At 37.0% G+C, this 23,975-nt stretch carries 28 protein-coding genes; 13 read left to right on the forward strand and 15 right to left on the reverse strand.

What is annotated here, in order from left to right; translation table 11 throughout:
• Positions 1–43: 43 nt before the first annotated feature.
• A complete protein-coding gene (groES, locus tag AC6EIZ_RS06000; RefSeq protein WP_011295315.1) occupies positions 44–355 on the reverse strand; it encodes a co-chaperone GroES in 312 nt (103 codons plus the stop codon).
• Positions 356–577: 222 nt separating this feature from the next.
• On the opposite strand from groES, the gene atpD reads away from it, so the two are divergent.
• A complete protein-coding gene (atpD, locus tag AC6EIZ_RS06005; RefSeq protein ID WP_498509651.1) occupies positions 578–2,044 on the forward strand; it encodes a F0F1 ATP synthase subunit beta in 1,467 nt (488 codons plus the stop codon).
• 55 nt (positions 2,045–2,099) lie between these two features.
• Positions 2,100–2,507: an ATP synthase F1 subunit epsilon gene (gene atpC, locus AC6EIZ_RS06010; RefSeq protein ID WP_498509653.1), complete on the forward strand. Its 408-nt coding sequence runs from the start codon at positions 2,100–2,102 to the stop codon at positions 2,505–2,507.
• A 55-nt stretch (positions 2,508–2,562) separates the two neighbouring features.
• Here atpC and AC6EIZ_RS06015 read toward each other — a convergent pair whose 3' ends face one another.
• Positions 2,563–3,063, reverse strand: a complete 501-nt coding sequence (locus tag AC6EIZ_RS06015) for a 30S ribosomal protein PSRP-3 (protein ID WP_498509655.1) — start codon at positions 3,061–3,063, stop codon at positions 2,563–2,565.
• Between the two features lie 200 nt (positions 3,064–3,263).
• A complete protein-coding gene (locus AC6EIZ_RS06020; RefSeq protein WP_498509657.1) occupies positions 3,264–4,583 on the reverse strand; it encodes an aminopeptidase P N-terminal domain-containing protein in 1,320 nt (439 codons plus the stop codon).
• Positions 4,584–4,679: 96 nt separating this feature from the next.
• Between AC6EIZ_RS06020 and AC6EIZ_RS06025 the strand changes: the two genes are divergently transcribed.
• The 4 genes from AC6EIZ_RS06025 to AC6EIZ_RS06040 are packed head-to-tail and all read left to right on the forward strand — an operon-like array spanning position 4,680 to position 9,272.
• Entirely contained in the window at positions 4,680–5,672 is a 993-nt protein-coding gene (locus AC6EIZ_RS06025; RefSeq protein ID WP_498509659.1) for a CNNM domain-containing protein, read from the forward strand.
• Positions 5,669–6,991 carry a GTP-binding protein gene (locus tag AC6EIZ_RS06030; protein WP_498509660.1) on the forward strand — a complete coding sequence of 441 codons (1,323 nt, stop codon included), beginning with the start codon at positions 5,669–5,671 and terminating at the stop codon, positions 6,989–6,991. Before AC6EIZ_RS06025 ends, AC6EIZ_RS06030 begins: the two co-directional genes overlap by 4 nt.
• Positions 6,988–7,572 (forward strand): nicotinate-nucleotide adenylyltransferase, encoded by a 585-nt coding sequence (locus AC6EIZ_RS06035; protein WP_498509662.1) that lies wholly within the window; start codon positions 6,988–6,990, stop codon positions 7,570–7,572. The genes AC6EIZ_RS06030 and AC6EIZ_RS06035 overlap by 4 nt, the downstream gene beginning before the upstream one ends.
• Positions 7,572–9,272, forward strand: coding sequence for an NAD+ synthase (locus AC6EIZ_RS06040; protein WP_498509663.1), 1,701 nt, complete (start codon positions 7,572–7,574; stop codon positions 9,270–9,272). Before AC6EIZ_RS06035 ends, AC6EIZ_RS06040 begins: the two co-directional genes overlap by 1 nt.
• A gap of 15 nt (positions 9,273–9,287) precedes the next feature.
• Here the strand turns inward: AC6EIZ_RS06040 and AC6EIZ_RS06045 are convergent, their stop codons facing one another.
• The 10 genes from AC6EIZ_RS06045 to AC6EIZ_RS06090 form a co-directional block, all read right to left on the reverse strand.
• Positions 9,288–10,397 (reverse strand): DUF3326 domain-containing protein, encoded by a 1,110-nt coding sequence (locus tag AC6EIZ_RS06045; RefSeq protein WP_498509665.1) that lies wholly within the window; start codon positions 10,395–10,397, stop codon positions 9,288–9,290.
• A 7-nt stretch (positions 10,398–10,404) separates the two neighbouring features.
• The gene (locus AC6EIZ_RS06050) at positions 10,405–10,632 is read right to left on the reverse strand and encodes a DUF8621 family protein (protein ID WP_498509667.1); all 228 of its coding nucleotides are present in this window, start codon (positions 10,630–10,632) and stop codon (positions 10,405–10,407) included.
• A 53-nt stretch (positions 10,633–10,685) separates the two neighbouring features.
• Positions 10,686–11,636, reverse strand: coding sequence for a F0F1 ATP synthase subunit gamma (locus AC6EIZ_RS06055; RefSeq protein WP_498509669.1), 951 nt, complete (start codon positions 11,634–11,636; stop codon positions 10,686–10,688).
• 38 nt (positions 11,637–11,674) lie between these two features.
• Positions 11,675–13,189, reverse strand: coding sequence for a F0F1 ATP synthase subunit alpha (atpA, locus tag AC6EIZ_RS06060; RefSeq protein WP_498509671.1), 1,515 nt, complete (start codon positions 13,187–13,189; stop codon positions 11,675–11,677).
• A gap of 62 nt (positions 13,190–13,251) precedes the next feature.
• Positions 13,252–13,800: an ATP synthase F1 subunit delta gene (atpH, locus tag AC6EIZ_RS06065; RefSeq protein WP_498509673.1), complete on the reverse strand. Its 549-nt coding sequence runs from the start codon at positions 13,798–13,800 to the stop codon at positions 13,252–13,254.
• Complete coding sequence (locus AC6EIZ_RS06070) at positions 13,800–14,312, reverse strand: F0F1 ATP synthase subunit B (protein WP_498509675.1); 513 nt, start codon at positions 14,310–14,312, stop codon at positions 13,800–13,802. The genes atpH and AC6EIZ_RS06070 overlap by 1 nt, the downstream gene beginning before the upstream one ends.
• Positions 14,309–14,770 carry a F0F1 ATP synthase subunit B' gene (locus AC6EIZ_RS06075; protein ID WP_498509676.1) on the reverse strand — a complete coding sequence of 154 codons (462 nt, stop codon included), beginning with the start codon at positions 14,768–14,770 and terminating at the stop codon, positions 14,309–14,311. The genes AC6EIZ_RS06070 and AC6EIZ_RS06075 overlap by 4 nt, the downstream gene beginning before the upstream one ends.
• 128 nt (positions 14,771–14,898) lie before the next feature.
• Positions 14,899–15,147: an ATP synthase F0 subunit C gene (gene atpE, locus AC6EIZ_RS06080; protein ID WP_011125758.1), complete on the reverse strand. Its 249-nt coding sequence runs from the start codon at positions 15,145–15,147 to the stop codon at positions 14,899–14,901.
• A 168-nt stretch (positions 15,148–15,315) separates the two neighbouring features.
• Positions 15,316–16,041 carry a F0F1 ATP synthase subunit A gene (atpB, locus tag AC6EIZ_RS06085; RefSeq protein WP_269606848.1) on the reverse strand — a complete coding sequence of 242 codons (726 nt, stop codon included), beginning with the start codon at positions 16,039–16,041 and terminating at the stop codon, positions 15,316–15,318.
• A 76-nt stretch (positions 16,042–16,117) separates the two neighbouring features.
• Positions 16,118–16,537: an ATP synthase subunit I gene (locus AC6EIZ_RS06090; RefSeq protein WP_498509678.1), complete on the reverse strand. Its 420-nt coding sequence runs from the start codon at positions 16,535–16,537 to the stop codon at positions 16,118–16,120.
• Positions 16,538–17,004: 467 nt separating this feature from the next.
• Between AC6EIZ_RS06090 and AC6EIZ_RS06095 the strand changes: the two genes are divergently transcribed.
• From AC6EIZ_RS06095 to AC6EIZ_RS06105, 3 genes are read left to right on the forward strand one after another with little or no spacing between them, the layout of a single operon-like run.
• Positions 17,005–18,195: an FtsW/RodA/SpoVE family cell cycle protein gene (locus AC6EIZ_RS06095; protein WP_498509680.1), complete on the forward strand. Its 1,191-nt coding sequence runs from the start codon at positions 17,005–17,007 to the stop codon at positions 18,193–18,195.
• Between the two features lie 19 nt (positions 18,196–18,214).
• Entirely contained in the window at positions 18,215–18,955 is a 741-nt protein-coding gene (locus tag AC6EIZ_RS06100) for a cytochrome c biogenesis CcdA family protein (protein WP_498509682.1), read from the forward strand.
• A gap of 5 nt (positions 18,956–18,960) precedes the next feature.
• A complete protein-coding gene (locus tag AC6EIZ_RS06105; RefSeq protein WP_498509684.1) occupies positions 18,961–20,241 on the forward strand; it encodes a cytochrome c biogenesis ResB family protein in 1,281 nt (426 codons plus the stop codon).
• Here AC6EIZ_RS06105 and queF read toward each other — a convergent pair.
• Positions 20,230–20,616 carry a preQ(1) synthase gene (gene queF, locus AC6EIZ_RS06110; RefSeq protein WP_498513203.1) on the reverse strand — a complete coding sequence of 129 codons (387 nt, stop codon included), beginning with the start codon at positions 20,614–20,616 and terminating at the stop codon, positions 20,230–20,232. The two genes, AC6EIZ_RS06105 and queF, sit on opposite strands and share 12 nt — an antisense overlap.
• Positions 20,617–20,823: 207 nt before the next feature.
• Here queF and AC6EIZ_RS06115 point away from each other — a divergent pair, with 207 nt between their 5' ends.
• Together AC6EIZ_RS06115 and AC6EIZ_RS06120 are read left to right on the forward strand one after the other, a co-directional pair.
• Positions 20,824–21,051 (forward strand): hypothetical protein, encoded by a 228-nt coding sequence (locus AC6EIZ_RS06115; RefSeq protein ID WP_498509686.1) that lies wholly within the window; start codon positions 20,824–20,826, stop codon positions 21,049–21,051.
• Positions 21,052–21,091: 40 nt separating this feature from the next.
• Positions 21,092–21,430: a P-II family nitrogen regulator gene (locus tag AC6EIZ_RS06120; protein WP_269608835.1), complete on the forward strand. Its 339-nt coding sequence runs from the start codon at positions 21,092–21,094 to the stop codon at positions 21,428–21,430.
• Positions 21,431–21,432: 2 nt separating this feature from the next.
• Here the strand turns inward: AC6EIZ_RS06120 and AC6EIZ_RS06125 are convergent, their stop codons facing one another.
• On the reverse strand, positions 21,433–22,227 hold the full coding sequence (locus AC6EIZ_RS06125) for a TlyA family RNA methyltransferase (protein ID WP_498509688.1): 795 nt from the start codon (positions 22,225–22,227) through the stop codon (positions 21,433–21,435).
• A 95-nt stretch (positions 22,228–22,322) separates the two neighbouring features.
• On the opposite strand from AC6EIZ_RS06125, the gene AC6EIZ_RS06130 reads away from it, so the two are divergent.
• Together AC6EIZ_RS06130 and purB are read left to right on the forward strand one after the other, a co-directional pair.
• Entirely contained in the window at positions 22,323–22,583 is a 261-nt protein-coding gene (locus AC6EIZ_RS06130; RefSeq protein ID WP_498509690.1) for a hypothetical protein, read from the forward strand.
• Positions 22,584–22,626: 43 nt separating this feature from the next.
• Positions 22,627–23,922 (forward strand): adenylosuccinate lyase, encoded by a 1,296-nt coding sequence (gene purB, locus AC6EIZ_RS06135; RefSeq protein ID WP_498509692.1) that lies wholly within the window; start codon positions 22,627–22,629, stop codon positions 23,920–23,922.
• Positions 23,923–23,975: the final 53 nt, after the last annotated feature.

The following is a 23,975-nucleotide window of genomic DNA, read 5'->3' on the forward strand; positions in this document are numbered from 1 at the left end:
TTTCGAAAGTTTTTTGGTTTGGACTACAGCTAGAAGCTGAGTTTTAATTGACGACAGCAAGTATGTCTTTTTCAGAAAGAAGAACATACTCATCGCTGCCAAGCTTGATATCAGTACCTGCGTACTTGCTATAGAGAACTTTGTCTCCAACACTTACTTCAGGAGATTGACGGGAACCATCTTCGTTGCGTTTGCCAGGACCAACCTGAGCAACTTCACCGACTTGAGGTTTCTCTTTAGCAGTGTCGGGAAGCAATATGCCACCCGCCGTCTTTTCTTCTGATTCAGAAACTTTTACAAATACACGATCCCCAAGTGGCTTTACAGTGGAGACGCTGAGAGATACAGCTGCCATAAATTAGTGCAGTAGCAAAAAAAACAAAAGCGCTTAGCGCTGCTCGATAAAGAGTATTACTCATTACCAACGGTATTAATTTATGCATCTAAGTACGCTCTAGACCACATATATTCTGTGCGGTTGACCGAACACTAAAAAAAAATGCCTGTGGAGTGGTAGTCTAAGCCGCTGATAAGAGTATGCGCATCAGAGCATGCTCACAAAGTTTCTAGTTATCTTATGGCCGCTTCTGCTACCTCTACTGTTGGAACTAAGGGTATAGTTCGCCAAGTAATTGGCCCTGTTTTAGATGTTGAATTTCCCGCTGGAAAACTCCCTTCCATTCTTAATGCGTTAAGAATTGAAAGCAAGAATCCAGCTGGGCAAGATGTTGCACTTACTGCAGAAGTTCAACAATTATTAGGTGATCATAGAGTTAGAGCCGTTGCGATGAGCGGCACTGATGGTTTGGTCAGAGGTATGGAAGCTATAGACACTGGAGCCCCGATTTCTGTACCTGTCGGTGAAGCTACACTTGGCAGAATTTTCAACGTTCTTGGAGAACCTGTAGATGAACAGGGAGATCTTAAGAACGTAACCACTTCACCAATCCACCGTTCAGCTCCAAGCCTTACAGACCTAGAAACAAAACCAAAAGTATTTGAGACTGGTATCAAAGTTATTGATTTACTTGCTCCATACCGTCAAGGAGGAAAAGTCGGATTATTTGGAGGAGCAGGTGTAGGTAAAACAGTTCTAATTCAAGAGCTCATTAACAATATTGCCAAAGAACATGGAGGTGTATCAGTTTTTGGTGGGGTTGGAGAAAGAACCAGAGAAGGTAACGATTTATACGAGGAATTTAAAGAATCTGGAGTTATCAATTCAGAAGATCTGACCAAGTCAAAAGTAGCTCTTTGCTTTGGTCAAATGAATGAGCCTCCAGGGGCAAGGATGAGAGTGGGCCTCTCTGCATTGACGATGGCTGAGCATTTTCGTGACGTAAATAAGCAAGATGTTCTTTTATTCATCGATAACATCTTCAGATTTGTTCAGGCTGGCTCAGAAGTATCAGCATTACTAGGACGTATGCCATCTGCAGTTGGATATCAGCCAACATTAGGAACAGACGTAGGAGAGCTTCAAGAAAGGATTACTTCTACTCTTGAGGGATCTATTACCTCCATTCAGGCTGTTTATGTACCGGCTGACGATTTAACAGACCCTGCGCCTGCCACTACTTTTGCTCACTTAGACGCAACTACAGTTTTGGCAAGAGCTCTTGCAGCTAAGGGAATTTATCCTGCTGTTGATCCACTTGACTCAACCAGCACAATGCTACAGCCATCTGTTGTGGGCGATGAGCATTACCGCACAGCTAGAGCAGTTCAGTCAACACTTCAAAGGTATAAGGAATTGCAGGATATCATTGCAATTTTGGGATTAGACGAGCTATCAGAAGAAGATAGAAAGACAGTTGATCGTGCCCGTAAAATTGAAAAATTCCTCTCTCAGCCATTCTTTGTTGCTGAAATCTTTACAGGCATGTCAGGTAAATATGTGAAACTGGAGGACACAATCAAAGGTTTCAATATGATTCTTGCTGGTGAGCTAGACCATCTTCCTGAGCAAGCTTTTTATCTTGTTGGAAGTATTGATGAGGTGAAAGCCAAAGCAGAAAAAATAGAATCTGAAGCAAAAGCCTAAATATTTTGCTTCTGTTCAAATACCCCACTCAACGTTTTTCTAAAACCCTGAAGAAATGACTTTAACTTTAAGAGTGCTTGCACCTGATCAGAGCGTGTTTGACGACACTGCTGATGAAATAATACTCCCAAGCACAACAGGGCTTTTGGGAGTATTGCCTGGTCATATTTCAATGGTTACTGCTATTGATTTTGGTGTTTTAAGGGTTTTAAAAAACGGTAATTGGGATTCAATTGCCCTAACTGGAGGTTTCGCAGAAGTTGAATCCAATGAAGTTACAGTTTTAGTAAATAAGGCTGAGATGGGGAAAAATATTGATTCAACTAAAGCTGAGGCTGAATTAGAACAGGCAAAAAATAAATTAAGCCAAACATCAGATAAAGAAACTTCAACTGAAAAAATTAAAGCTCAAGAAACATTAAATAAAGCAAAAGCTTGGTTTCAAGCATCAAAATCAGAATAATTTTTATTAATTAAACTTTTAGGTCCTTGAACAATAACTTTGTTCAAGGATTTTTTTATGCAGTACCGCAAAAAGTCACATCAGGGAATTTAATTTTAGCTTGCTCCAAAGTTTTACCCTTCCCTTCCTCTTGCCAATAATTTATGACCTCTGTCGCTTTATTTAGTACTTCGACTCTTTCATTATCAGTAATCCAACTTTTTTCTTCTAATTGAGACTTTAACGTTTCCCATGCGTCTTCTCTTGGCCAAAAGAAATAAGCTGTAAGTGGGCTAGGACCACCTCCAACAATTTGATCAACAGCCAACGCCACATTGTCTGGCAACCAAAGAATTTTTAGCAAAAATCTTCCCTCATCTGCCTTTGGAGTATGTCCAGAAGGTACGCCATCTGCATCTATGGTTGCGGTCGCCAATGCTGCAGCGCCTCCAAGTGCACTTGGCCGACCTGACTTGGTTTCTTCAGAATTAATTTTTCCTTGATTTTCAGATTGTGTGCCTGCCTCAGTACCTGTTAAATCTTCTTGAACAGTACCAGCCTCTTCAGAAACCATCATTTCTAAGTTTTCAACTAGCTAACAATCTACTAACTTAACAGGAACTAGGACCTATTTGAATTACTACAGCAGGAATTCAAATTTTTTCTACTATTTTATAGTTATGAAATTGTGTAAGGCGAAAAATATTTGAGTAGATTCAATTCAAAATGGACAATTTAATTAAAATTATTTTCTAAGAAATCACTAAATAAACTCAATTAATTTTCCAAATCAATCACATGCTTCGCAGCATGACTACTCAATACTTCTACAGAATCTTTTGTTACTAAAACATCATCCTCAATGCGAATTCCTATACCCTTCCACTTTTCATCTATCTCTGGCTGACCATTTGGTACTGCTAACCGGTCACTAATGTAGATACCAGGTTCGACTGTTAAAACTATTCCTGGTTCAAGTTTTAGATGATAATCACCAAGTCTATATGCCCCTACATCATGGACATCTAGACCTAACCAATGCCCAGTTCGATGCATATATAAATGAGAATAAGCTTCTTGTTCAATTATCGAATCCACGTCACCAACAAGTAAGCCAATATCAACTAAACCCTCAACAAGATGTTTTAAAGCCGTCATATGGACATTTTCCGCATTGCCACCTGGACGAACACATCGAATTGCAGCTTCTTGAGCTGTGAGAGTAATTTCATATAAAGCTTTTTGTTCTCCAGAAAATCTGCCATTAGCAGGAAAGGTTCTTGTTATGTCACCATTGTAGTAATCATCCAAAGAGCAACCTGCATCGATCAAAACAAGCTCTCCATCTCTTATGAGTGAATTATTTGCAGTGTAATGAAGTACACATGCATTATCACCAGAAGCAACTATTGAGCCATAAGCGGGTCCTCTTGTCCCCTTCTCAAGAAAGTATTTTTCTATTTGAGCCTGTATCTCTCTCTCATTCATCCCCGGGCGGGCAAATTCTCTAGCTATTTCATGGCCCTCCGCAGAAATTTTTGATGCAATACGCATCCTTTCAATTTCAAACTCATCCTTACGAAGTCTCAGGCCATGAAGTATTGGGCAAGGCGCAATCATTGAAAACGGAGCGACTCCACTTCTAGGAAGTTTTTGTAAATGCTCAGACCAAGTTTTCAAAACCAAAGGCTCCAAATGTGGATATTTCCCAACTCGAAAAGCAATCCCTTCAGCGCCTTTTAAATAATGAGGCAAAAGGTTTGGTAATTCATTCAAAGGATGCGATATATCAACATCGAAGTTGTCTAAAACTCCTTTTGTTCCCCACCTAAAACCTGTCCAAACTTCTGCGGCAGACTCTTTAGGTAAGACAAATAGAACATATTGTTCCCCCTTGGGCTTATGAGGTAAAAACAATGCCACTGCATTAGGCTCATCAAAACCAGTTAAATACCAAAAATCACTATTTTGCCTGAACGGATATTCACAATCTGCATGATGAGTAACTAGTTCTGCAGCGGGAATAATGGCCGCATATTCGCCTAAATGTGACAAAAATATGTCTCTACGGCGACGAAAAACGCTTGAATCAGCCACAAAAATAATCCTATTTACTCTTAAGGATGGCAAGAGAAGGAACTTAATGGAAAAATAAAAGCAAAAGATCCTTACTTTTAAAAAAATCTTTAGAGGATGAGCCAAGACATTCTGCTCTTAACTGCTCTTATTACAGTTATTTTGATGGGTTCTGCAATGTGCTCAGGGATAGAAGCAGCATTATTGGCTGTCAACCCATTACGCGTGCATGAGCTTGCTAGAAGAGAACCAAAAGTACTTGGAGCTAGAAAATTAGAAAAATTACGTCACCGAATTGGAAGAACTCTTACTGTGGTAACAATTGCTAATAACAGTTTCAACATTTTTGGAAGTTTGATGGTTGGTAGCTACGCAAGTTTTATATTTCAAAATAGGATCGGCAATGTAAAACCAATATTTTTTATTGGTCTAACCATTCTTGTTTTACTTCTTGGAGAAATTGTGCCTAAAGCACTTGGAACAAGGCTTGCATTGCAAATAAGTTTAACAAGTGCTCCTGTGCTTGATTTCTTAAGTATAGTTATGCGTCCATTGCTAATAATTCTTGAACGTCTACTACCAATTATCACTGCCAAGAGCGAGCTAACAACAGACGAAGAAGAAATAAGACAAATGGCTAAACTTGGATCTCAAATAGGTCAAATAGAAGCAGATGAGGCTGCAATGATATCCAAAGTTTTTCAGCTTAATGATCTTACTGCTAAAGATCTAATGACTCCAAGGGTTGCTGCTCCAACACTTCCAGGAAGAGTTTCTTTGCAATCCGTGAAATCAAACTTATTAGAAAATAATGCAACATGGTGGGTAGTCTTAGGTGAAGAAGTAGACAAGGTTGTTGGCGTCGCTAACCGCGAAAAGCTATTAGCCTCTTTACTTCAAGGAGACTCTCATTTAACACCTTACGACCTAAGCGAAAATGTAGAATTTGTACCAGAAATGATTCGAGTAGATAGACTACTTCTTGGTTTTAATCAAGATAAAAACGGAGTCAGAGTCGTCGTAGATGAGTTTGGTGGATTTGTTGGTTTAATAGGAGCAGAAGCTGTCTTGGCCGTTTTAGCTGGTTGGTGGAGGAAATCAACTAAATGATTAACAAAAGGGAAATACCCACAAAATGCAAGTTTTCCATTGATCAATGGAAAGAAAACTTAAATCTTACTAATTACGAAAGAACAAAATTTGAAGACATTTTAAATCAACTTGATTTTCAAATAAACAAATCACAACGGAAAGAGCTACACATCTCAGTTTATGGCCGAGTAGGAGTTGGCAAATCAAGCTTATTAAATGCATTAATTGAAAAGCAAATATTTCCAACAGATATAATTAACGGCAATACAAAAACTAGTAAATCTTATATTTGGTCCAAAAATTTTCAAAACTTTGACAAGGTTGAGCTAATAGACTCACCTGGTATAGATGAAATAAATAATTCTAACAAAGAAAAAATAAATTTTAATTATGTATTAGATACAGATTTAATTCTTTTTGTAATTGATAGTGACATAACACGAGTCGATTTGAATTACATTGAAAAGCTATTAAGTAATAACAAACCCATACTACTAGTATTGAATCGTTGTGATCAATGGGATAAAAGAGAGACAAAACTAATACTTTCAAGTATTCACAGAAAATTATCATTCTGCAAACAAAAGCTTAAAATTGCGCTGGTGTCTTCGTCTCCAAGGGAAGCAAAAATAAAACCAGACGGAACTGTTAGAAGTGAACAAAAAAAGCCTAAAGTTGATACTCTAAAGAACGAACTGAAAGATATTATTGATCAAAGTGGTGAATTACTTCTTTATATAAATAGTTTAAGAATTGCAGATCAATTCTACAAATCACTCAAGGAGACTCGACTCCTAAAGAAGAAAGCAGAAGCACAAAGTTTAATTGGGAAATATGCAACTCTAAAAGCCTCAGGAGTAGCAATTAATCCCTTTTTAATGATTGACCTGATTACCGGTTTAGCTTTTGATAGTGCTCTTATTATACAACTAAGTAAATTATATGGTTTAGAGGTAGGGGGGTCTTCAGCCAGACAATTAGTAAAAAAACTTAGTTTTCAAAATTCATTACTAGGTGGTGCACAAATAGGTATACAAATTACTCTAAATATTTTCAAGCAAATACTGATTCTTGCTGCACCTCTTACAGGAGGATTAAGTCTTGCACCTACTGCTCCGATAGCCATTGCACAAGCAGCTCTTGCTATTAATGCAACAAAACTCATAGGTCGTCTTGCAGCTTATAAATTTCTTAATGATACAAATAAAAAAGATGGGCGACCTCGATTAATGTTGGACTATCTTCTCAAAAAAAATTCAGACTTAAAAATATTACTCGGTGACTTTAAACTTATCACACCAAATACGACAAAAAATAAAAATTATTTATTGCCATGAAAGTCAAAATAAATTCAATAGCCTTATTTGGAACCAGCGCTGATCCACCCACTTTGGGTCACCAGGCCTTGTTGAGTGAATTAACAAAAATCTTCCCAAAAGTTATAACATGGGCAAGTGATAACCCTGATAAAAAACATCAAATTCCTCTTCTAAAAAGAACTCAGCTTTTAAGAATTCTGGTAAAAAAAATATCACATCCTAAATTAGAACTAGTTCAAGAGTTGAGTAGTCCCAGGACAATTCATACTCTAAAAAAAGCTTTCCAACTATGGCCTGAGGCGAGTTTTAGTTTTGTTATTGGTAGTGATTTAGCTGTTCAAGTTCCAAAGTGGCTTAATGCTAAGTCTATTCTCAGTAAAGCAACAATAGCTATCGCGATGAGAGATGGATGGCCAGTTAGTGATCAACAATTAGAGGAGATTAAAAAACTTGGTGGTAAAATTGATCTCTTGCCATTTCATATACCTGAATCATCAAGTTCGAAATTCAGAGAGAAACCTCAAGAAGTTCTTATACCTGAGGAGCTTGTCCCATTACTACTTGAAGAGAATCTATACGGTCTAGCAGATAACAGATAATGAAATTAGCATTAGCCCAACTCAATCCAGTTATTGGAGATCTCGATGGTAATGCCGAGAAAATATTTGATGTGTGTAAAGAGATCAAAAACAAGAATGTCGATCTAGTCATAACACCTGAGCTTTCTTTGATCGGCTACCCTCCAAAAGACTTATTATTTAATCCAAGACTTTTCGAAGAACAAAAAGACATCTTAAATAATTTAAGCAAAAGAATAAGTAATCTTAGTCAAAAATTATCTGTATTAATTGGTATCGCAGAAGCAACTCCAGATATAGAGATTCCTAAACTGTATAATTCAGTTGTTATTCTAGAAAAAGGTAGTTGGAGTATCGTAGCGAGGAAGCAACTCCTACCAACTTACGATGTTTTTGATGAAAAACGATATTTTCGTTCTGCAGACAATAGTAGTGTTTTAAACTTTAATTACCAAGAAAAACTTTGGAAGATCGGAATAACTATTTGTGAAGATATATGGGTTGAACAAAACCTACAAAATGAAAAAATCCTAGGGAAAGATCCTATAAAATCCTTAGAAAAAGAAAAATTAGACTTGCTTATCAATCTCTCAGCTTCTCCATTTATTGAATCGAAAAGTTTATTACGTCAACAAGTAGCATCAAAAGCAGCTATTCGTCTTGCATGTCCGGTGGTCTATGTCAATCAAGTAGGAGGGAATGATGAATTAATCTTTGATGGTTCTAGTTTTGTGCTGAATAAAAAAGGCACGTTACAACAAGAACTTCCTGCCTTTAAGGAGACAGTTGGTATTTGTGATATATCGTCCCTCAATCAACAAATGTCTATATCAAGTAAGCCCACAACTTCACAAGAAGTTCTTTTCAGAGCGTTAGTTCTTGGAGTAAAAGATTATGCAAGAAAATGTAATTTCAATAGTGCCATTATTGGGTTAAGTGGGGGTATCGACTCAGCACTAGTAGCAACTATTGCCGTAGCAGCTTTAGGCATCTCTAAAGTTCATGCGATTTTAATGCCATCTCCATGGAGTTCAGCAGGGTCTGTAAATGATGCAACGACATTAGCTAATAGACTTGGAATACATCATCAAAAGATTCCGATCTCAGATGTAATGAATAGTTTTAATAATGTTTTATCTAATTCAGCATGGGGCACACCAACCGGTATCACAGCTGAAAATCTACAATCTCGTATTAGAGGAACAATCTTGATGGCTCTTGCAAATCAAAAAAAGCATTTGCTTCTATCTACAGGAAATAAATCAGAACTGGCCGTAGGATACTGCACCCTTTACGGAGACATGAACGGAGGATTGTCTGTCATTGGAGATTTGTATAAAACAAGTGTATTTGATCTGTGTAATTGGATAGATAGTGAGTCATCATCCAGCTGTAGGAATGATTTATTTCTCCCAGAAACGGGAGAAATAATAGGCTCTGAAATAAGAAACAAGCCTCCCAGTGCTGAATTACGACCAGAACAGTTAGATAGCGACTCTTTGCCGGATTATTTCATTCTTGATCCAATACTAAAAGGATTAATTGAAGAGCACTTACCAACAGAAGTTTTAATAGAAAAAGGATTTGATCAAACAATTGTTGATAAAGTAGCCAACTTATTAAAAAACGCCGAATTCAAACGTTATCAAGCACCCCCTTTATTGAAAATTAGTAATCAAGCTTTTGGAAGTGGGTGGAAAAAGCCAATAGCCTCAAGATAAATTTTAAATTTACTTCTATTCCTCATTCAATTCTTTTAAGCAGTGAATGGGTCTTCGCAAAGACTTAATATTAATCCCATAACGTAAAGCTGTTATTAATCCAGCAGCCTCTACATAATTTTCAGCATACAAAATATTATTATTTTCTTCACTTAAGCAATCTAGCCTCATCTTTGTAGAGCTAACATTTAATACTCCTTGATTAGAAACTACTATCAAAGGAATAAATTTTTCGATACAAGATAAAACTGCTTCGCCACCTAATGCGCCCTGTGGCACTACAATCGCTCCTAAATCCGTATTCTTTAATAAAGTTTCCACATGTGAAAAAGTATTTTCTTTAGTTTTTATTGCTGACTTACAGATAAGATCGGGTGCACGACTGAGACCAACTAAAACACTTTGCAAAAATGTATATCCGATCTCCTCTCCTGAGGTTCGAGGATCTAGATCATAATCAATTGGTAACGGCGCTAATCCCGGTGCATGTGCGCATGGAATCAATAAATGTTTTACCAGGAAATGACTTATTACAGCTTCGACCCCCGCAATCATATCGACACCATTACCTTGCCGATAAAGTTTAGTATCTAATTCATCACTATCATCAGGGAAGCGAGTTACCACAGCAATTGCAGTGGCACCAGCTTTCTTCAGTTTTTCAGCAGCTCTTAAAAGAACATCTGGTTCTTCGATATTCCCCCAACTTGAACCACTTAAACCTTTTTTCAGATTAATTCCTATCGCTCTTTCAGTGGTAATTGCTGGGCCAATATCTAGCCCCAAACTTGCGACACAGCCATCAGCCACTTGTAAATGTCTTTTTTTTAAATCAGAGTCTAAGCCAGCGTCTAATAACAAACCTACTTTTTGTTGTCTTACTGGTTTAAGAAAAACTTCTCCAGCTGCAAAAAGATTTAAACTATACCCTTCTACATATTGGATATAAGAATCTGGCCAATATAAAGATCCACCATTCATAACATTGGGATGAGTTATTAAACATTCACTAGCAGCAGCCAATAATCTTGCGGCAGGGATTGCATCCCCTGCATATCCACCGACACTGCACCCTATGCCAGTAGGAATAATCAATAATGTTGGCAAAGGATCAATCTTATTCATAAAGAAATCAATTCAATTCAGGATTAATACCTTTCCCGTTATCTTGATTTATAATCACCAAAACTTCTACAGATATTATCTGGATTTTTTTCTGAGGATGAGAAGTCACTGAAGTAATGGCCCACCTCAAAGGTTCACCATATTTTATTAAATTAGATAAAATATAACTTTTCAAATCAAATACGCTTAATTCAGAAGGCCAATCAAGGTCTAACTCTATAAATTCAAGATTCACTGTATTAATTACTAATACTTTGAGAATTAGCTAAGTAGGATATAGAGAAGAAACTATGCTGCAGCGCCACCAACAACTTCTAAAATTTCTTGGGTGATTGCGGCTTGTCTCGCCTTATTATAGTCAATAGTAAGGTTTTTAGCTAATTCCTTCGCATTGTCACTAGCGTTATTCATTGCAGTCATTCTACTCGCTAACTCTGAAGCAGCAGACTCCTGTAATGCACGTAGTAATTGATTCTGCAAATAAAGAGGTAAAAGAGCATTTAAAAGTTGGTCAGGACTTTGTTCAAAAACAATATCCGATGGTAATGTCGGCTGATCATTCGAAGGAGCAGAATCTTTCTCAATGATTAATTGACTATCTTTTGTAGTTAATCTAAAAATTTCATCTTCTGAATCTGCTATCCCTTGGGGATCCAAAGGTAAAAGAGTTTGTATTGTTGGATTACAACTAACTAAGCTTACAAACTTGGTAAAAATGACCTCAATTCGATCAGTACTTTCAGAGAGGAATTCTGCTAATACTTCACTGGTAATAGATCCTGCATCTTCTGAAGTAGGGACTTGTTCTAATTCTTTAAAAGTAGCTCTTATGTTATAAAGACTAGATCTATTCTCGAAGTATCCTATAGCTTTCTTACCAATTAAAACTAGATCGGGACTATATCCTTGACCTTTTAATTCGGCATAGCGTTTCTCTGTTCGCTTAATAATATTTGCATTGTAGCCCCCACATAATCCTCTATCTCCAGTAACAGCCAAAAGAGTAATTGTCTTAACTTCACGCCTATTCAGAAGAGGAGAGTCTGCCGCTTCAAACTGCATTCTTGATTGTATATTTTCTAAAACCCTCGCTAATCGATCAGCGAAAGGTCTACTTCGTAAGACCTGATCCTGTGCTCTCCTAACTTTGGCAGCAGCGACGAGTCTCATCGCTTCTGTAATTTTCCGAGTGTTTTTGACAGATACAATTCTGTCTCTTATGTCCTTTAGGTTAGCCATAGGTGATTGTCTCTCTTAGGATAGCTTTCGATTTGTATTTAAGCCGCAAGCATGGAGGATTTAACCTCGTCAATAGCGTCTTTAAGCATTGATTCAGATGCTTCACTTAAGACTTTTTCAGAGAGAACATTCTTAATGAAATCAGCCTTATTTGTTTTTAGATAATCACGCAATTCACGAGCAAACTTTGTCACTTCCTCCTCCGGCACCTCATCTATCAATCCTTTCACACCTGCATAAACAATAGCTACCTGTTCAGCTAAATTTAGAGGATCAAATTGAGGTTGCTTAAGAAGCTCTCTAAGCCTTTTTCCTCTACCTAACTGCTTTTGTGTAGCCTCATCAAGATCTGAAGCAAATTGAGAGAATGCTGCAAGTTCATCAAACTGAGCTAGTTCAAGTTTTAACGTACCGGCGATTTTCTTAATAGCTTTCGTTTGTGCAGCTCCTCCTACTCGACTAACTGATATACCAACGTTAATCGCAGGTCTTAATCCAGAGTTGAATAAATCTGAGCTCAAGAAAATCTGACCATCAGTAATTGAAATAACGTTGGTGGGTATATAAGCAGAAACGTCACCAGCCTGCGTTTCAATAATGGGCAAGGAAGTCATTGATCCTGCCCCCATCGCGTCAGAGAGTTTTGCAGCCCTCTCAAGCAAGCGACTATGGCAATAAAAAACATCTCCTGGATATGCTTCACGACCAGGTGGACGACGTAAAAGTAATGACATTTGCCTATAAGCTTGAGCTTGCTTTGTTAAGTCGTCATAAATAACTAGTGTCGCCTTCCCTTGATACATAAAGTGCTCAGCAATTGCTGCACCTGTGTAAGGAGCTAAATACTGCAAAGCTGCAGCTTCAGATGCTCCTGCATTAACAATAATCGTGTAATCCAAAGCTCCTTTTTCTTTAAGAACTTCAACTACATTTGCTACTGATGCTTGTTTTTGACCAACAGCTACATAAACACAAACAACATCTTGACCTTTTTGGTTGATGATTGTGTCGATAGCTATTGCAGTTTTCCCTGTTTGACGATCTCCAATAATCAACTCTCTCTGACCTCTTCCAATAGGAATCATTGCATCAATAGATGTGATTCCCGTTTGCATAGGCTCATGTACTGACTTTCTTTTAATAATTCCAGGAGCTATTGACTCAATTAATCTTGAGTCAGTTGTAGCCATCTCTCCTTTTCCATCAATTTGCTGTCCAAGAGGATTAACTACTCTTCCGAGCATTGACTCACCAACCGGGACTGAAGCAATCTTTCCAGTTGCTTTAACTGTGCTTCCCTCTTGAACTCCTAAAGCTTCACCCATTAACACGACACCAACATTGTCGTCCTCAAGGTTTAAAGCAATTCCTTCAGTTCCATCTTCGAACTCAACTAGTTCACCTGCCATAACCTTTTCTAGGCCATAAACTCTTGCGATACCATCACCAATTTGTAAAACAGTACCTACATTGCTAACTGAAACTGATTTATCGTAATCAGCAATCTGCTGTTTAAGGATTGAACTGATCTCGTCGGGACGTATGGAAACCATGGGATTAACTTAAGTTGGGGAGGATGAAAGGGAGGAAGAAGAGGAAGAAAGTCAGTAAAGTATTAGCTGACCTTGGCCAAAGCAAGACCAAGTCGCCTAACTTGCCCTGCGATGCTGGCATCAATGACCTTTGATCCAACATTGACCACAAAGCCACCTAGCAATTCAGAGTCGACTTTGAGATCGATTTCTAAATTATCTGTACCAGCTATAGATTGTACTTTCTTGAGTAGCTCAGATTGTTGATCTTCATTCAAAGCCGAAGCTGAAGTAATAGTTGCTAAAGCAATATTTCTTTGTTCTCGGTAGATTTCCATTAATCTTTCAAGAACAGAATTCAACAATCCAATTCTCTGTCGATCTGCCAAAAGTTTTAGCAGGTTTAAGAAAGAGGGTGTGACCTGACTAGCAAAAAGCTTTTCTAAAGCTGCTTTCTTCTGATTAACCTCTAAAACTGGCGATGCCATCGCATCACTAAATTCAGGGCAAGTATTCCAAAGTTCTAAAATAGATTTAGCTTGAGTTACTACTTCATCCACTTCGTTTCGGCTCTCAGCAACTTGAAGAAACGCTTCAGCATATGGAGTAGTAATAGTATTAAGTAGTGGCATTAGTTGTCTCCAATATTTTTAATTGACTGTTTAAGAAAATTATCTTGAGTATTCGAATCTAACTTTTTAGGAAGCATTGCTAATGCTTTTTCAATAGCAAGTTCTGCAGCCTCTTTTCTTAATTGAGCAGTCACTCTTGCAGCTTCAGAATTTAAGTCAGACGCAGCGCCTTGTTTAATTCTTGCCATTTCCTCAACTGTTCTTTTTTCACTTTCTAGACGAATAGCTTCTGCTCTCGCTTTACAATCATTTCTGATTTTGTCTGCTTTTTGCTTAGCCGAGGCAAGTTCGTCTTTGGCTTTTGATAGAGAATCTTGTGCTTGAGCTAAACGCTCTTCTGCTTCTTTCAAGTCAGAAAGAATTGTGGTTCTTCGTCTTTCAAGAATTTTTCCTAAAAAACCTGGCAAGAATTTATAGAGACCAAAAACAACAACTGCTAAGTTGATAATGTTGGTCTCAAAAATATTTAAATTTAGGCCAAAGCCTTCGGAAGCGAAAATTAAAGAAGTCATTTTTTTGCCAAGAGTCTTTCAATAATCAAATCACCAAGATTTTCAGCCTCGCTTTTGAGTTGATTAAGAGCTTCATCTCTTTGTGAATCAATCTCACGCCTAGCTTTCTCTCTCGATGCATTTGCCTCTGAGGTAGCAAGAGCAAGAGCTTCTTTATAAAGCTTCTCAGAATCCTGCTCTGCCTCAAGAATGACTTTCTGAGCTTCAAGACGAGCTTCTTTTAGCTGATCTTTGAGTTCAGACTCAAGTCGTTCAACCTCAGCGATTTTTTTCTTTGCTTCTGCCCGACTTGTATTTACATAACCCTCTCTTTCTTCAACTACCCGTCCAACAGGTTTGAAAAAAAGAGCGTTTAATATGAAAGTAAGCAATACAACTTGAACCGCCATCAGCGGAAGAGTTGCATCGAAATCAAACAGACCTCCCTCAGAGGCACCAAACAAAAACAAAGTTGGCATTAGCTAGGGGTGCAAGAATTTAAGCGAGCCGCATAACGGCATTTGAAATTTGCTAAAGAATTTTCAAATATTTGGGCTGAAAGTTAATCAATTGATTGATTTACTAAATCAGCCCTTCTTTGAAATATTCAACCAGCAAAAGGGTTAGCGAAGAGAAGCACCAATGCAACCACAAGGCCATAAATGGTAAGTGATTCCATGAAAGCGAAAGAAAGAAGCAAAGTACCTCTGATTTTTCCCTCAGCTTCTGGTTGGCGGGCTATACCCTCTACTGCTCCTTGTGCAGCACTACCCTGACCGATACCAGGGCCTATTGCGCCAAGGCCTACAGCTAAACCAGCTGCAACAACTGATGCGGCGGTGGTAATGGAATCCATAATTCTGCTAAAGATGTGTAGCGCTTTAAACGCTTATAGAGTTGTGAACGGGAGTTTATACCTGCGAGGGGTGCATCTCATAGTTCTTGAGATGATACTGAAAGAATTTCAGGCCTCAAAGCAGGAAATTTGCCATTGAAAAGTTAATTCAGTAGCAAAAAATAATGATTAATGATGCTCTTCAACTGCTTCCCCGATGTAATAAGCAGCAAGAGTTGCAAAAATCAGAGCTTGAATAGCACTAGTAAACAAGCCTAGAAACATAACTGGAACTGGAAGAACAAGGGGTACTAGAAAAACAAGAACCGCTACAACAAGTTCGTCTGCCAAAATGTTTCCAAATAAACGGAAAGAGAGAGATAAAGGCTTTGTAAAATCTTCTACAATTTTGAATGGGAGCATTATTGGCGTTGGGTGAACGTAGTACTCGAAGTAACGCAAACCTTTATTGCTCAGACCCGCATAAAAATATGAGAGAGATACCAGTAGTGCTAAAGCAACAGTCGTATTTATGTCAGCTGTAGGAGCTCCAAGTTCACCACTTGGTAGTTCGATCAGCTTCCACGGAACTAGTGCTCCGCCCCAATTGCTCACAAAAATGAACAAAAAGAGGGTTCCGATGAAAGGCATCCAATCTCTATAAACCTTTTCACCAATTTGAGTTCTTGCTAGATCACGTATGTAATCCCAAAGAAATTCCAAAAGGTTCTGAACACCTTTTGGATCACGTTCCATTTTTTTAGTACCAATGACAACTAAGGCAAGCAAAGCGCCTATTAGAAGCCATGAAGTCATAAAGACTTGGCCGTGAATTCTAAAGTTTCCAATTTGCCAATAGAGATGTTGACCCACCTCTAACTCAGCCAAAGGAAAAACAAATGGCAAAAAACCCATTTATCTGGAAGTTAGGTTGCGTAGAAAATAAAAGCCAAACAAACAAAACTTAAAAATTTGATTTCTAAATAAGCCTCTATGGCATATAGAGAAACTGAATAATTAACGCTGGTTTATAAAGCAAAAATCCTAATAAAGCCGGAATCAAATCAAGTTGAGGAAATCTAGAAGACACCAAAACCAAAAGGACCGGAACTAACAACTGGATTTTACCGACAATTTTTGATGAAGTACCTAATCTTCCAACTCCGCGAGCAAGCAAGCGAAAATAAAAAATCCCTGATAAAGCACCAATAAATAGGCTTGCACTAGCATGAATTCCCCAAAAGAAACCAGCTATGCCAACAGAAAAAATGGTCAATAAAAATGCCAGACGTAATACTCGAAATTGCAGTTCAAGATATTCGTCTGATTTGACTCCGGAAGATGAATCCGACGAGTCAATATCCAGAAGAGGATCAAGACTTGAGCAATTTTCAAAAATCTCAGATGCCACAAAAATTCCTCATTGTGAAGATACTCTGTGCAACTGAAAAATTGTTTTGCAAACAAGACACCTAAGCTCTCTGCAAAGGCCCGGGGAATCTATCACGAGACTTGCATCAAAACAAAAAAAATTTTTTTTCATAAATCGATAAAGTTTGTTAATTTACTAATTAAGATCAAATTATTTTAAGAAAAGTTTTAACTTTTCAAAACAAATCAATAAATAATATTTAAAAATTTAATCGTAATGATATAAAAATTAGATAATTAATAATAGATCTGTTTTTTTAATCTTCTCTAAATAATTAACAATTAAAATGACTCATAAAAAGCACTGAATTTTGTTCAAATCCATAAAAAGGTAAACTCGTTAATTTCAAAAGACTTGGCAAAACGGCAATAAAGCGGCTCAATGGAATATAAGCAAAAGATCCTTTGAGTAATATTTCTAATAAAAAGATTTTAACTGACTCCCAAGTGAAACATGTTCAGGGACCAAAAGATTATATTGGTAATTTAATAAACAACAACATACTTCCATTGCCTTGGCCTTTTTGGCCCAAAGAAGGACGCTTAATAATTGGATTAATTGCATTTTGGAGCATATCAGGAGTTTTCATACTTGGATCAGCTAGTTGGTGGGTAGCTACCAGAGAAATGGGTGAAGGTGCTTATTACATAAAAAGACAAATAATATGGCTGGTCGCTAGTTGGAGCATTTTCTACCTAGCAATCAAAATCAACCTAAAAAGCTGGCTAAGACTCTCAGGACCATGCCTTTTAATTGGAATGATACTGATTGCCTCAACAAGTTTTTTCGGTAGCACTGTTAATGGGTCTACTCGATGGCTGATTATCGGCCCAATCCAATTTCAACCATCGGAGTTAATCAAACCTTTTATTATTCTCCAAAGTGCAAAACTTTTTGGTCAATGGGAAAGAATAAATTCAGAAAAAAAAATATTTTGGCTAACTATTTTTGCATCTATTATCTTATTAATTATAAAACAACCAAATTTAAGTACCGCTGCATTAATAGGAATATTGCTTTGGATGATTGCCTTAGCCGCTGGTATTGATTTCCGCTATCTTTTTAATACAGCTCTAACAGGCTTAACTATTGGTTCAATAAGTATTTTTTTTAATGCTTATCAACAAAGTCGCGTTTTATCATTTATTAATCCATGGAAAGATCCACAAGTAAGTGGTTACCAACTAATACAGAGTCTTTATGCTATTGGCTCGGGAGGCTTATTTGGAGAAGGTTATGGCCTTTCAATGCAAAAGCTACAATACCTACCATATAGAAGTACTGATTTTATATTTGCAGTTTTTGCTGAAGAATTTGGTTTCTTCGGATCTATTTTACTTTTATCATTTCTGCTTGTGGTTGCATATTTAACTCTTAAAATATCTCTTAATTGTAGAAGTAATTATTCAAAGCTAATTGCTATTGGATCAGGTACTATTTTAGTTGGCCAATCAATTATGCACATAGCCGTTTCATCAGGTGCAATGCCTACAACTGGTCTGCCTTTCCCTTTGATTAGTTATGGGGGAAACTCATTAATTTCAAGCTTACTAATAGCTGCCTTATTGGTGAGATCCTCGATTGAATCTTCAGATTTATTAGTTAAAAATCCCTCAAAAAGTCTTTTGAATAGATAATCTAGAGTATTGATATGTAATGGCGAATCTTTTTTTGAACATTTCTTCTGTAAGTTTAATTCTTTCTGATTTGACTCGTCATAGCGAGCAGTTAATTAATAATGGGCTAAACAATCCAAACCCCCTAACACTTCTAATAGTTTTCACAGGAGGACTTTTGACAAGTTTAGGGCCTTGTTCATTGTCACTTTTACCAATAACAGTTGCATATTTAGCTGGATTTAAAAACAACCAAAACCCATTACAAAGAACTATTAGTTTCTGCAGCGGTATAGTCATATCACTTATTTTATTGGGCAGTCTAAGCGGGTTTGCTGGGAAAATTTATGGGCAATTACCAGGCTTTTTCTCAGTATTCATTAGTTTTCTAGCAATAATTATGGGTCTTAATCTGCTTGGACTTTTAAAATTCTCACTTCCATCTGGTCCTGACCCTGAAATTTGGACAAATCGAGTTCCTCCTTCATTAGCACCAGTTTCAGCAGGATTGGCCTTTGGGCTAGCCTCCTCACCTTGTACAACTCCTGTCCTAGCGGTTCTTCTCGCCTGGGTTGCTAAACAGGGGAACCCTCTTACTGGGACAATTTTACTTGGAAGCTTTGCAATTGGACAAATTGTTCCTTTATTTGTCGCAGGCGGTTTTGCTGCAAGTATTCCGAAATTATTATCATTAAAGCCTATTGGGAAGTGGGTTCCACCAATTAGCGGATTTATTTTATTAACTGTAGGTCTTATAAGCCTTTTTTCATTTTGGATATAAAATAGATGAGAAAACTCAGCCAAGTTTTAAATTGGCTTTCTAGCTTAAAGATTGCGATATTACTATTATTATTGATAGCAATTTCTTGCGCAGCTGGAACGATAATTCCGCAACAAGAATCAGATCAATTCTACTATGATAATTTTGATAATAATCCTTTTCTAGGAATAATCAATGGAAAAATATTACTACTTTTTGAGTTCAATCATATTTTTACAAGTTTTTGGTTTTTATTCCTACTCATTTGGCTTGGTTTAGCTCTTGCAGTTTGTAGCTTTAGAAGACAATTACCCATACTTAAATCAGCATTAAATTGGATCGATTATAAATCGCCTAGTCAAATAGCAAAGCTTTCTATTTCTCAAACAATTAAAACAGATAATCCTTCAAATGGCTTAGAAAAACTGACAATTAATTTAAAGAAAAAGGGTTGGAATATTAGAGAAACAGATGGAAGGATAGCTGCAAGAAAAGGAGTAATTGGGAGATTAGGACCTATATTAATTCATCTCGGTATGATCCTATTAATGATAGGTGCCACATACGGATCATTAAATGGGATAACCATAGAAAAATTCTTAGCTCCTGGAAGATCAATAGATTTATTAAACAATAATGATGAGAAAAGATTAACTATTAAATTGCAAAAGTTCCAAATCGAAAGAGACCCCTTAGGAAGAGCTGAGCAATATAGATCGATAGTAAAAATTATTGAAACAAATGGCAATAATGAAGAAAAGGAGATTAGTGTTAATTATCCATTAAGATACAAAGGATTAACATTGTATCAAGCCGACTGGGCATTAGCAGCAATCACACTTCAGATTAAAAATAGTCCAAAATTACAAATCCCAATAAAAGCTATTCCTGATCTAGGTGAACAAGTTTGGGGGACAATAATACCTACCAAAAAAGATGGGAAAGAACCAGTCTTATTAACAGTAGGGAGTGAACTTGGACCCGTAACAATTTATGATGAAAATGGTACGAAATTGGCAAGCTTAAGTATAAACAATGAAGCAGAAGTCAAAGATAAGCTAATAAAGATAATAAATATAATTCCAAGTAGTGGATTACTTTTAAAACGTGATCCTGGAGTACCGCTTGTATATACTAGTTTTGCTATAATACTTATAGGGGGTTCATTAAGTATAATCTCCACTAAAAAAATCTGGGTATTATATGAAAAGGAAAAATCACAGATTTATATAGGTGGCTTGAGCAATAGAAATCTTCTTGGTCTGTCAAAAGAATTGCCTCAATTTATTAGCTGCCTACAAAATTAGATCTAGATTATTTCTTTTTCCATGACAAACTTTGATAATAGTATGAACATTTCCTCTGGGATTAAAATCTGCTACTAATTGCATCCACTTAGGATCAGAAGCCTCAACAAAATCATCTATTATTTTATTAGTAACCTCCTCGTGAGATATTTTCTTTTCACGAAAACTATTAAAATAAAGCTTAATCGCTTTTAGTTCTATGACCTTCATGTTTGGTTGATATATTATCCTCATGGTTGCAAAATCTGGATAACCTGAAAAAGGACATTTACATGTAAATTCAGGGAAATCTATTAAAATTTCATAGTCTCTATTACTGTTGGGATTTGGGAAACAAATCAAATTACCGTCAGCTATTTCTCTTTCTCCATACAAAATTTCATCCTTGGTGTTTTTTCCTCGCTTAATCACATTTAAATAGCGTGTTAAGTACAGCCTACATAAAAAGCTTATTTAAAATTTAAATTTCACTAATTCTCCTAATCATAAGTATCCAAACGATGTTAAAAAGCTAATTTGTATCATCAAGCACAAAACAAATCCTCGCAATGCCCCTTAATAGGATCATAAACAAGGATTTTTATGGACATTAGTCTTTCTGAAAAAAGAAACGGCACCCAAATAGAAGCGCATAGTGTTCATGGCATCCTATGGTTGCAAACTCATTTTGAATCCAAGCATTGGGAATCAATCATTGATGGTTTAGTAATAATTCCTAACCAAGATGCACAAATTCTTTCTGAAGATGCTACAGAAGCCGGATTAAATATAAATTTCATCAATTCTCTAAGTCAAATAGACAAATTCTGATCAAAAATTATCTAATATCCATACAGTTACTCTGAGCGATATGAAAAAGATAGAGGCAATAATACGTCCGTTTAAATTGGAGGATGTAAAAATTGCATTAGTAAATGCAGGAATTGTTGGTATGACAGTAAGCGAAGTGAGAGGATTTGGCAGACAAAAAGGACAAGTTGAGAGATACAGAGGTTCAGAATTCACCGTCGAATTTCTTCAAAAACTTAAAATTGAAGTAGTCGTCCCAGATGAAAAAACTGAAATTGTTTTAAAAGCAATTGCTGATGCAGCCAAAACTGGTGAGATTGGTGATGGAAAGATATTCATTACCCCAATTGATTCTGTAGTTCGAATCAGAACAGGTGATAGGAACGAAACAGCTCTTTAAACTTACACAAAATCTATCAATTTTTCGATTTCAAAATTTCCATTCACTTCATCACCCATCCAAAGAAGATATTCTTGATTACCAGCAGGTCCCTTTAAAGGAGATGCAATTAATCCTTTTGGTCTCCATCCATATTTTTTAGATTCCTTAACTACAGCATTAATAGCTGCAAGATGCAGACATTTATCACGAACTACACCACCCTTACCAACTTTATCTTTACCAACCTCAAATTGAGGTTTCACTAAAACAAGTAGTTCTGATCGAGCTTTTTGAAGAAGAGATTTAAGACTAGGCAAAACGAGTTTAAGAGAGATAAAAGATAAGTCTGCAACTGCGAAGTCTGGTCTTGGATCTCCATCATTAAATAATTGTTCAGGAGTTAAATATCGAATATTAGTTCGTTCCATAAGAACCACTCTTGGGTCATTTCTAATACTCCATGCAGTTTGGCCATAACCAACATCAACTCCGTATACCTTTGATGCCCCCAACTGCAAAAGGCAATCCGTAAAACCTCCAGTTGAAATACCAGCATCTAAACAAACTCGATTCTTAATATCGAGAGGAAATTGTTTAAATGCTTCAGCTAACTTTTCACCTCCGCGAGATACATACCTCAAGGGTTGTGTAACTTTTATCTCAAGGTCTTTTAAAACTTCTTGACCAGGCTTATCAAGGATTTGACCGTTAGTAGTTTTAACTTTGCCAGCTCTTATAAGCCTTTGTGCCTCTTGACGAGATTTAACCAGCCCTTTAGTTAGCAAGTGAAGATCTAATCGCGATTTTTTAGTCATTTGTTTACAAAAACAAACAGGAAACGGAACAAAAACCGCAGAACTCGTGCTAATTCTCTTTTTCAATAGAGAATCTAATCAACTGACCAAAGGTTTTGTCTAAAAAGCTCAGACATCCAACCAATGACAATGAGCTATCTAGCCATGGCCATTTTCATTTACCCCCAGAACACAAAACAGGAGAAGTCCTTGAACTTCTGCCTCCAGGAAGTTTTGCTAAATTTGCAAATCAACCAAGTGATTTGCCTCCCTTTCAAGTAATTGACTGTAAAGGAGGTAGATGCAGGGTAAGACAGCAAGCTTGGGGAAGATATGTCCATTGGGAGGTTGAACACAATAGACTCAAGTCAGCTTGACCTTGACGAACTAAATTAAATTAACCTTTAACTTTGTAGCACTTTGATTGAGCGTTACACAAACCCAGAGATGGGAAATATATGGTCTGAGCAGGCCAAATACCAAACTTGGCTTGATGTAGAGATAGCTGCATGTGAGGCTAATTGCAAGTTGGGAAAAATCCCTACTAATGCAATGGAAAAGATTCGATCACAGGCAAATTTCACACCAGAGCGAATACTCGAAATAGAAGCCGAAGTTCGACATGACGTAATTGCTTTCCTAACAAATGTAAATGAATATGTTGGGGATGCGGGTCGCTACATACATGTTGGGATGACCAGCAGCGATGTCCTCGATACTGGTCTTGCACTTCAATTAAAGTCATCAGTAAAGCTTCTAAGGAAAGAACTTTTATTACTTGAAGAAGCTATTAGAGATTTAGCTAGGCAGCATAAGCAAACCGTAATGATTGGACGTTCTCATGCGATTCATGGAGAACCTATTACCTTTGGATTCAAGTTGGCGGGATGGCTAGCTGAGACTCTCAGAAATAAAGATAGACTAAACATTCTTGAGAAAGACATCTCGGTTGGACAAATTAGCGGGGCTATGGGTACTTATGCAAATACTGATCCAGAGATAGAAAGAATAACTTGCGATCTTTTAGGGCTTGAGTGTGATACAGCTAGTACCCAAGTTATCTCAAGAGATAGGCATGCTAATTATGTACAGGTTCTTGCTTTGATTGGATCTTCATTAGATCGTTTTTCTACAGAAATAAGAAACCTTCAAAGAACGGATGTTCTTGAAGTAGAGGAAAACTTTGCTAAAGGCCAAAAAGGAAGCTCCGCAATGCCTCATAAAAGAAATCCCATAAGAAGTGAAAGAGTAAGTGGGCTTTCCAGAATTTTAAGAAGTTATGTGGTTGCAGCTCTTGAAAATGTAGCTCTATGGCATGAAAGAGATATAAGCCACAGCTCCAATGAAAGATTAATGCTGCCAGACACATCTATTACTCTTCATTTTATGATGACAGAAATGACCGCAATAATTAAAGGTCTTGGGGTTTATCCAAATAATATGCTTAAAAATTTGAACATTTATGGAGGAGTAGTTTTTAGCCAAAGAGTTCTTTTAGCTTTAGTTGAGAATGGAATGAGTCGAGAAGATTCTTATCGACTTGTCCAAAAAAATGCTCATTCAGCCTGGAATCAACCCGAAGGGAACTTCAAAAAAAACCTTGAAAATGATCCAGAAGTAATGAATAGTCTCTCACCAGAAAAACTTTCTGACTGCTTTTCAACTGAATTACATCAATCGAAATTGAAAGTTATTTGGGATAGACTTGGTATATAACTTCAAAAGCCAAATCGATTACCATCAGTTATTAGACTAAAGAAGGGTGGATA

The organism is Prochlorococcus sp. G4PB16 (genome assembly GCF_059772465.1).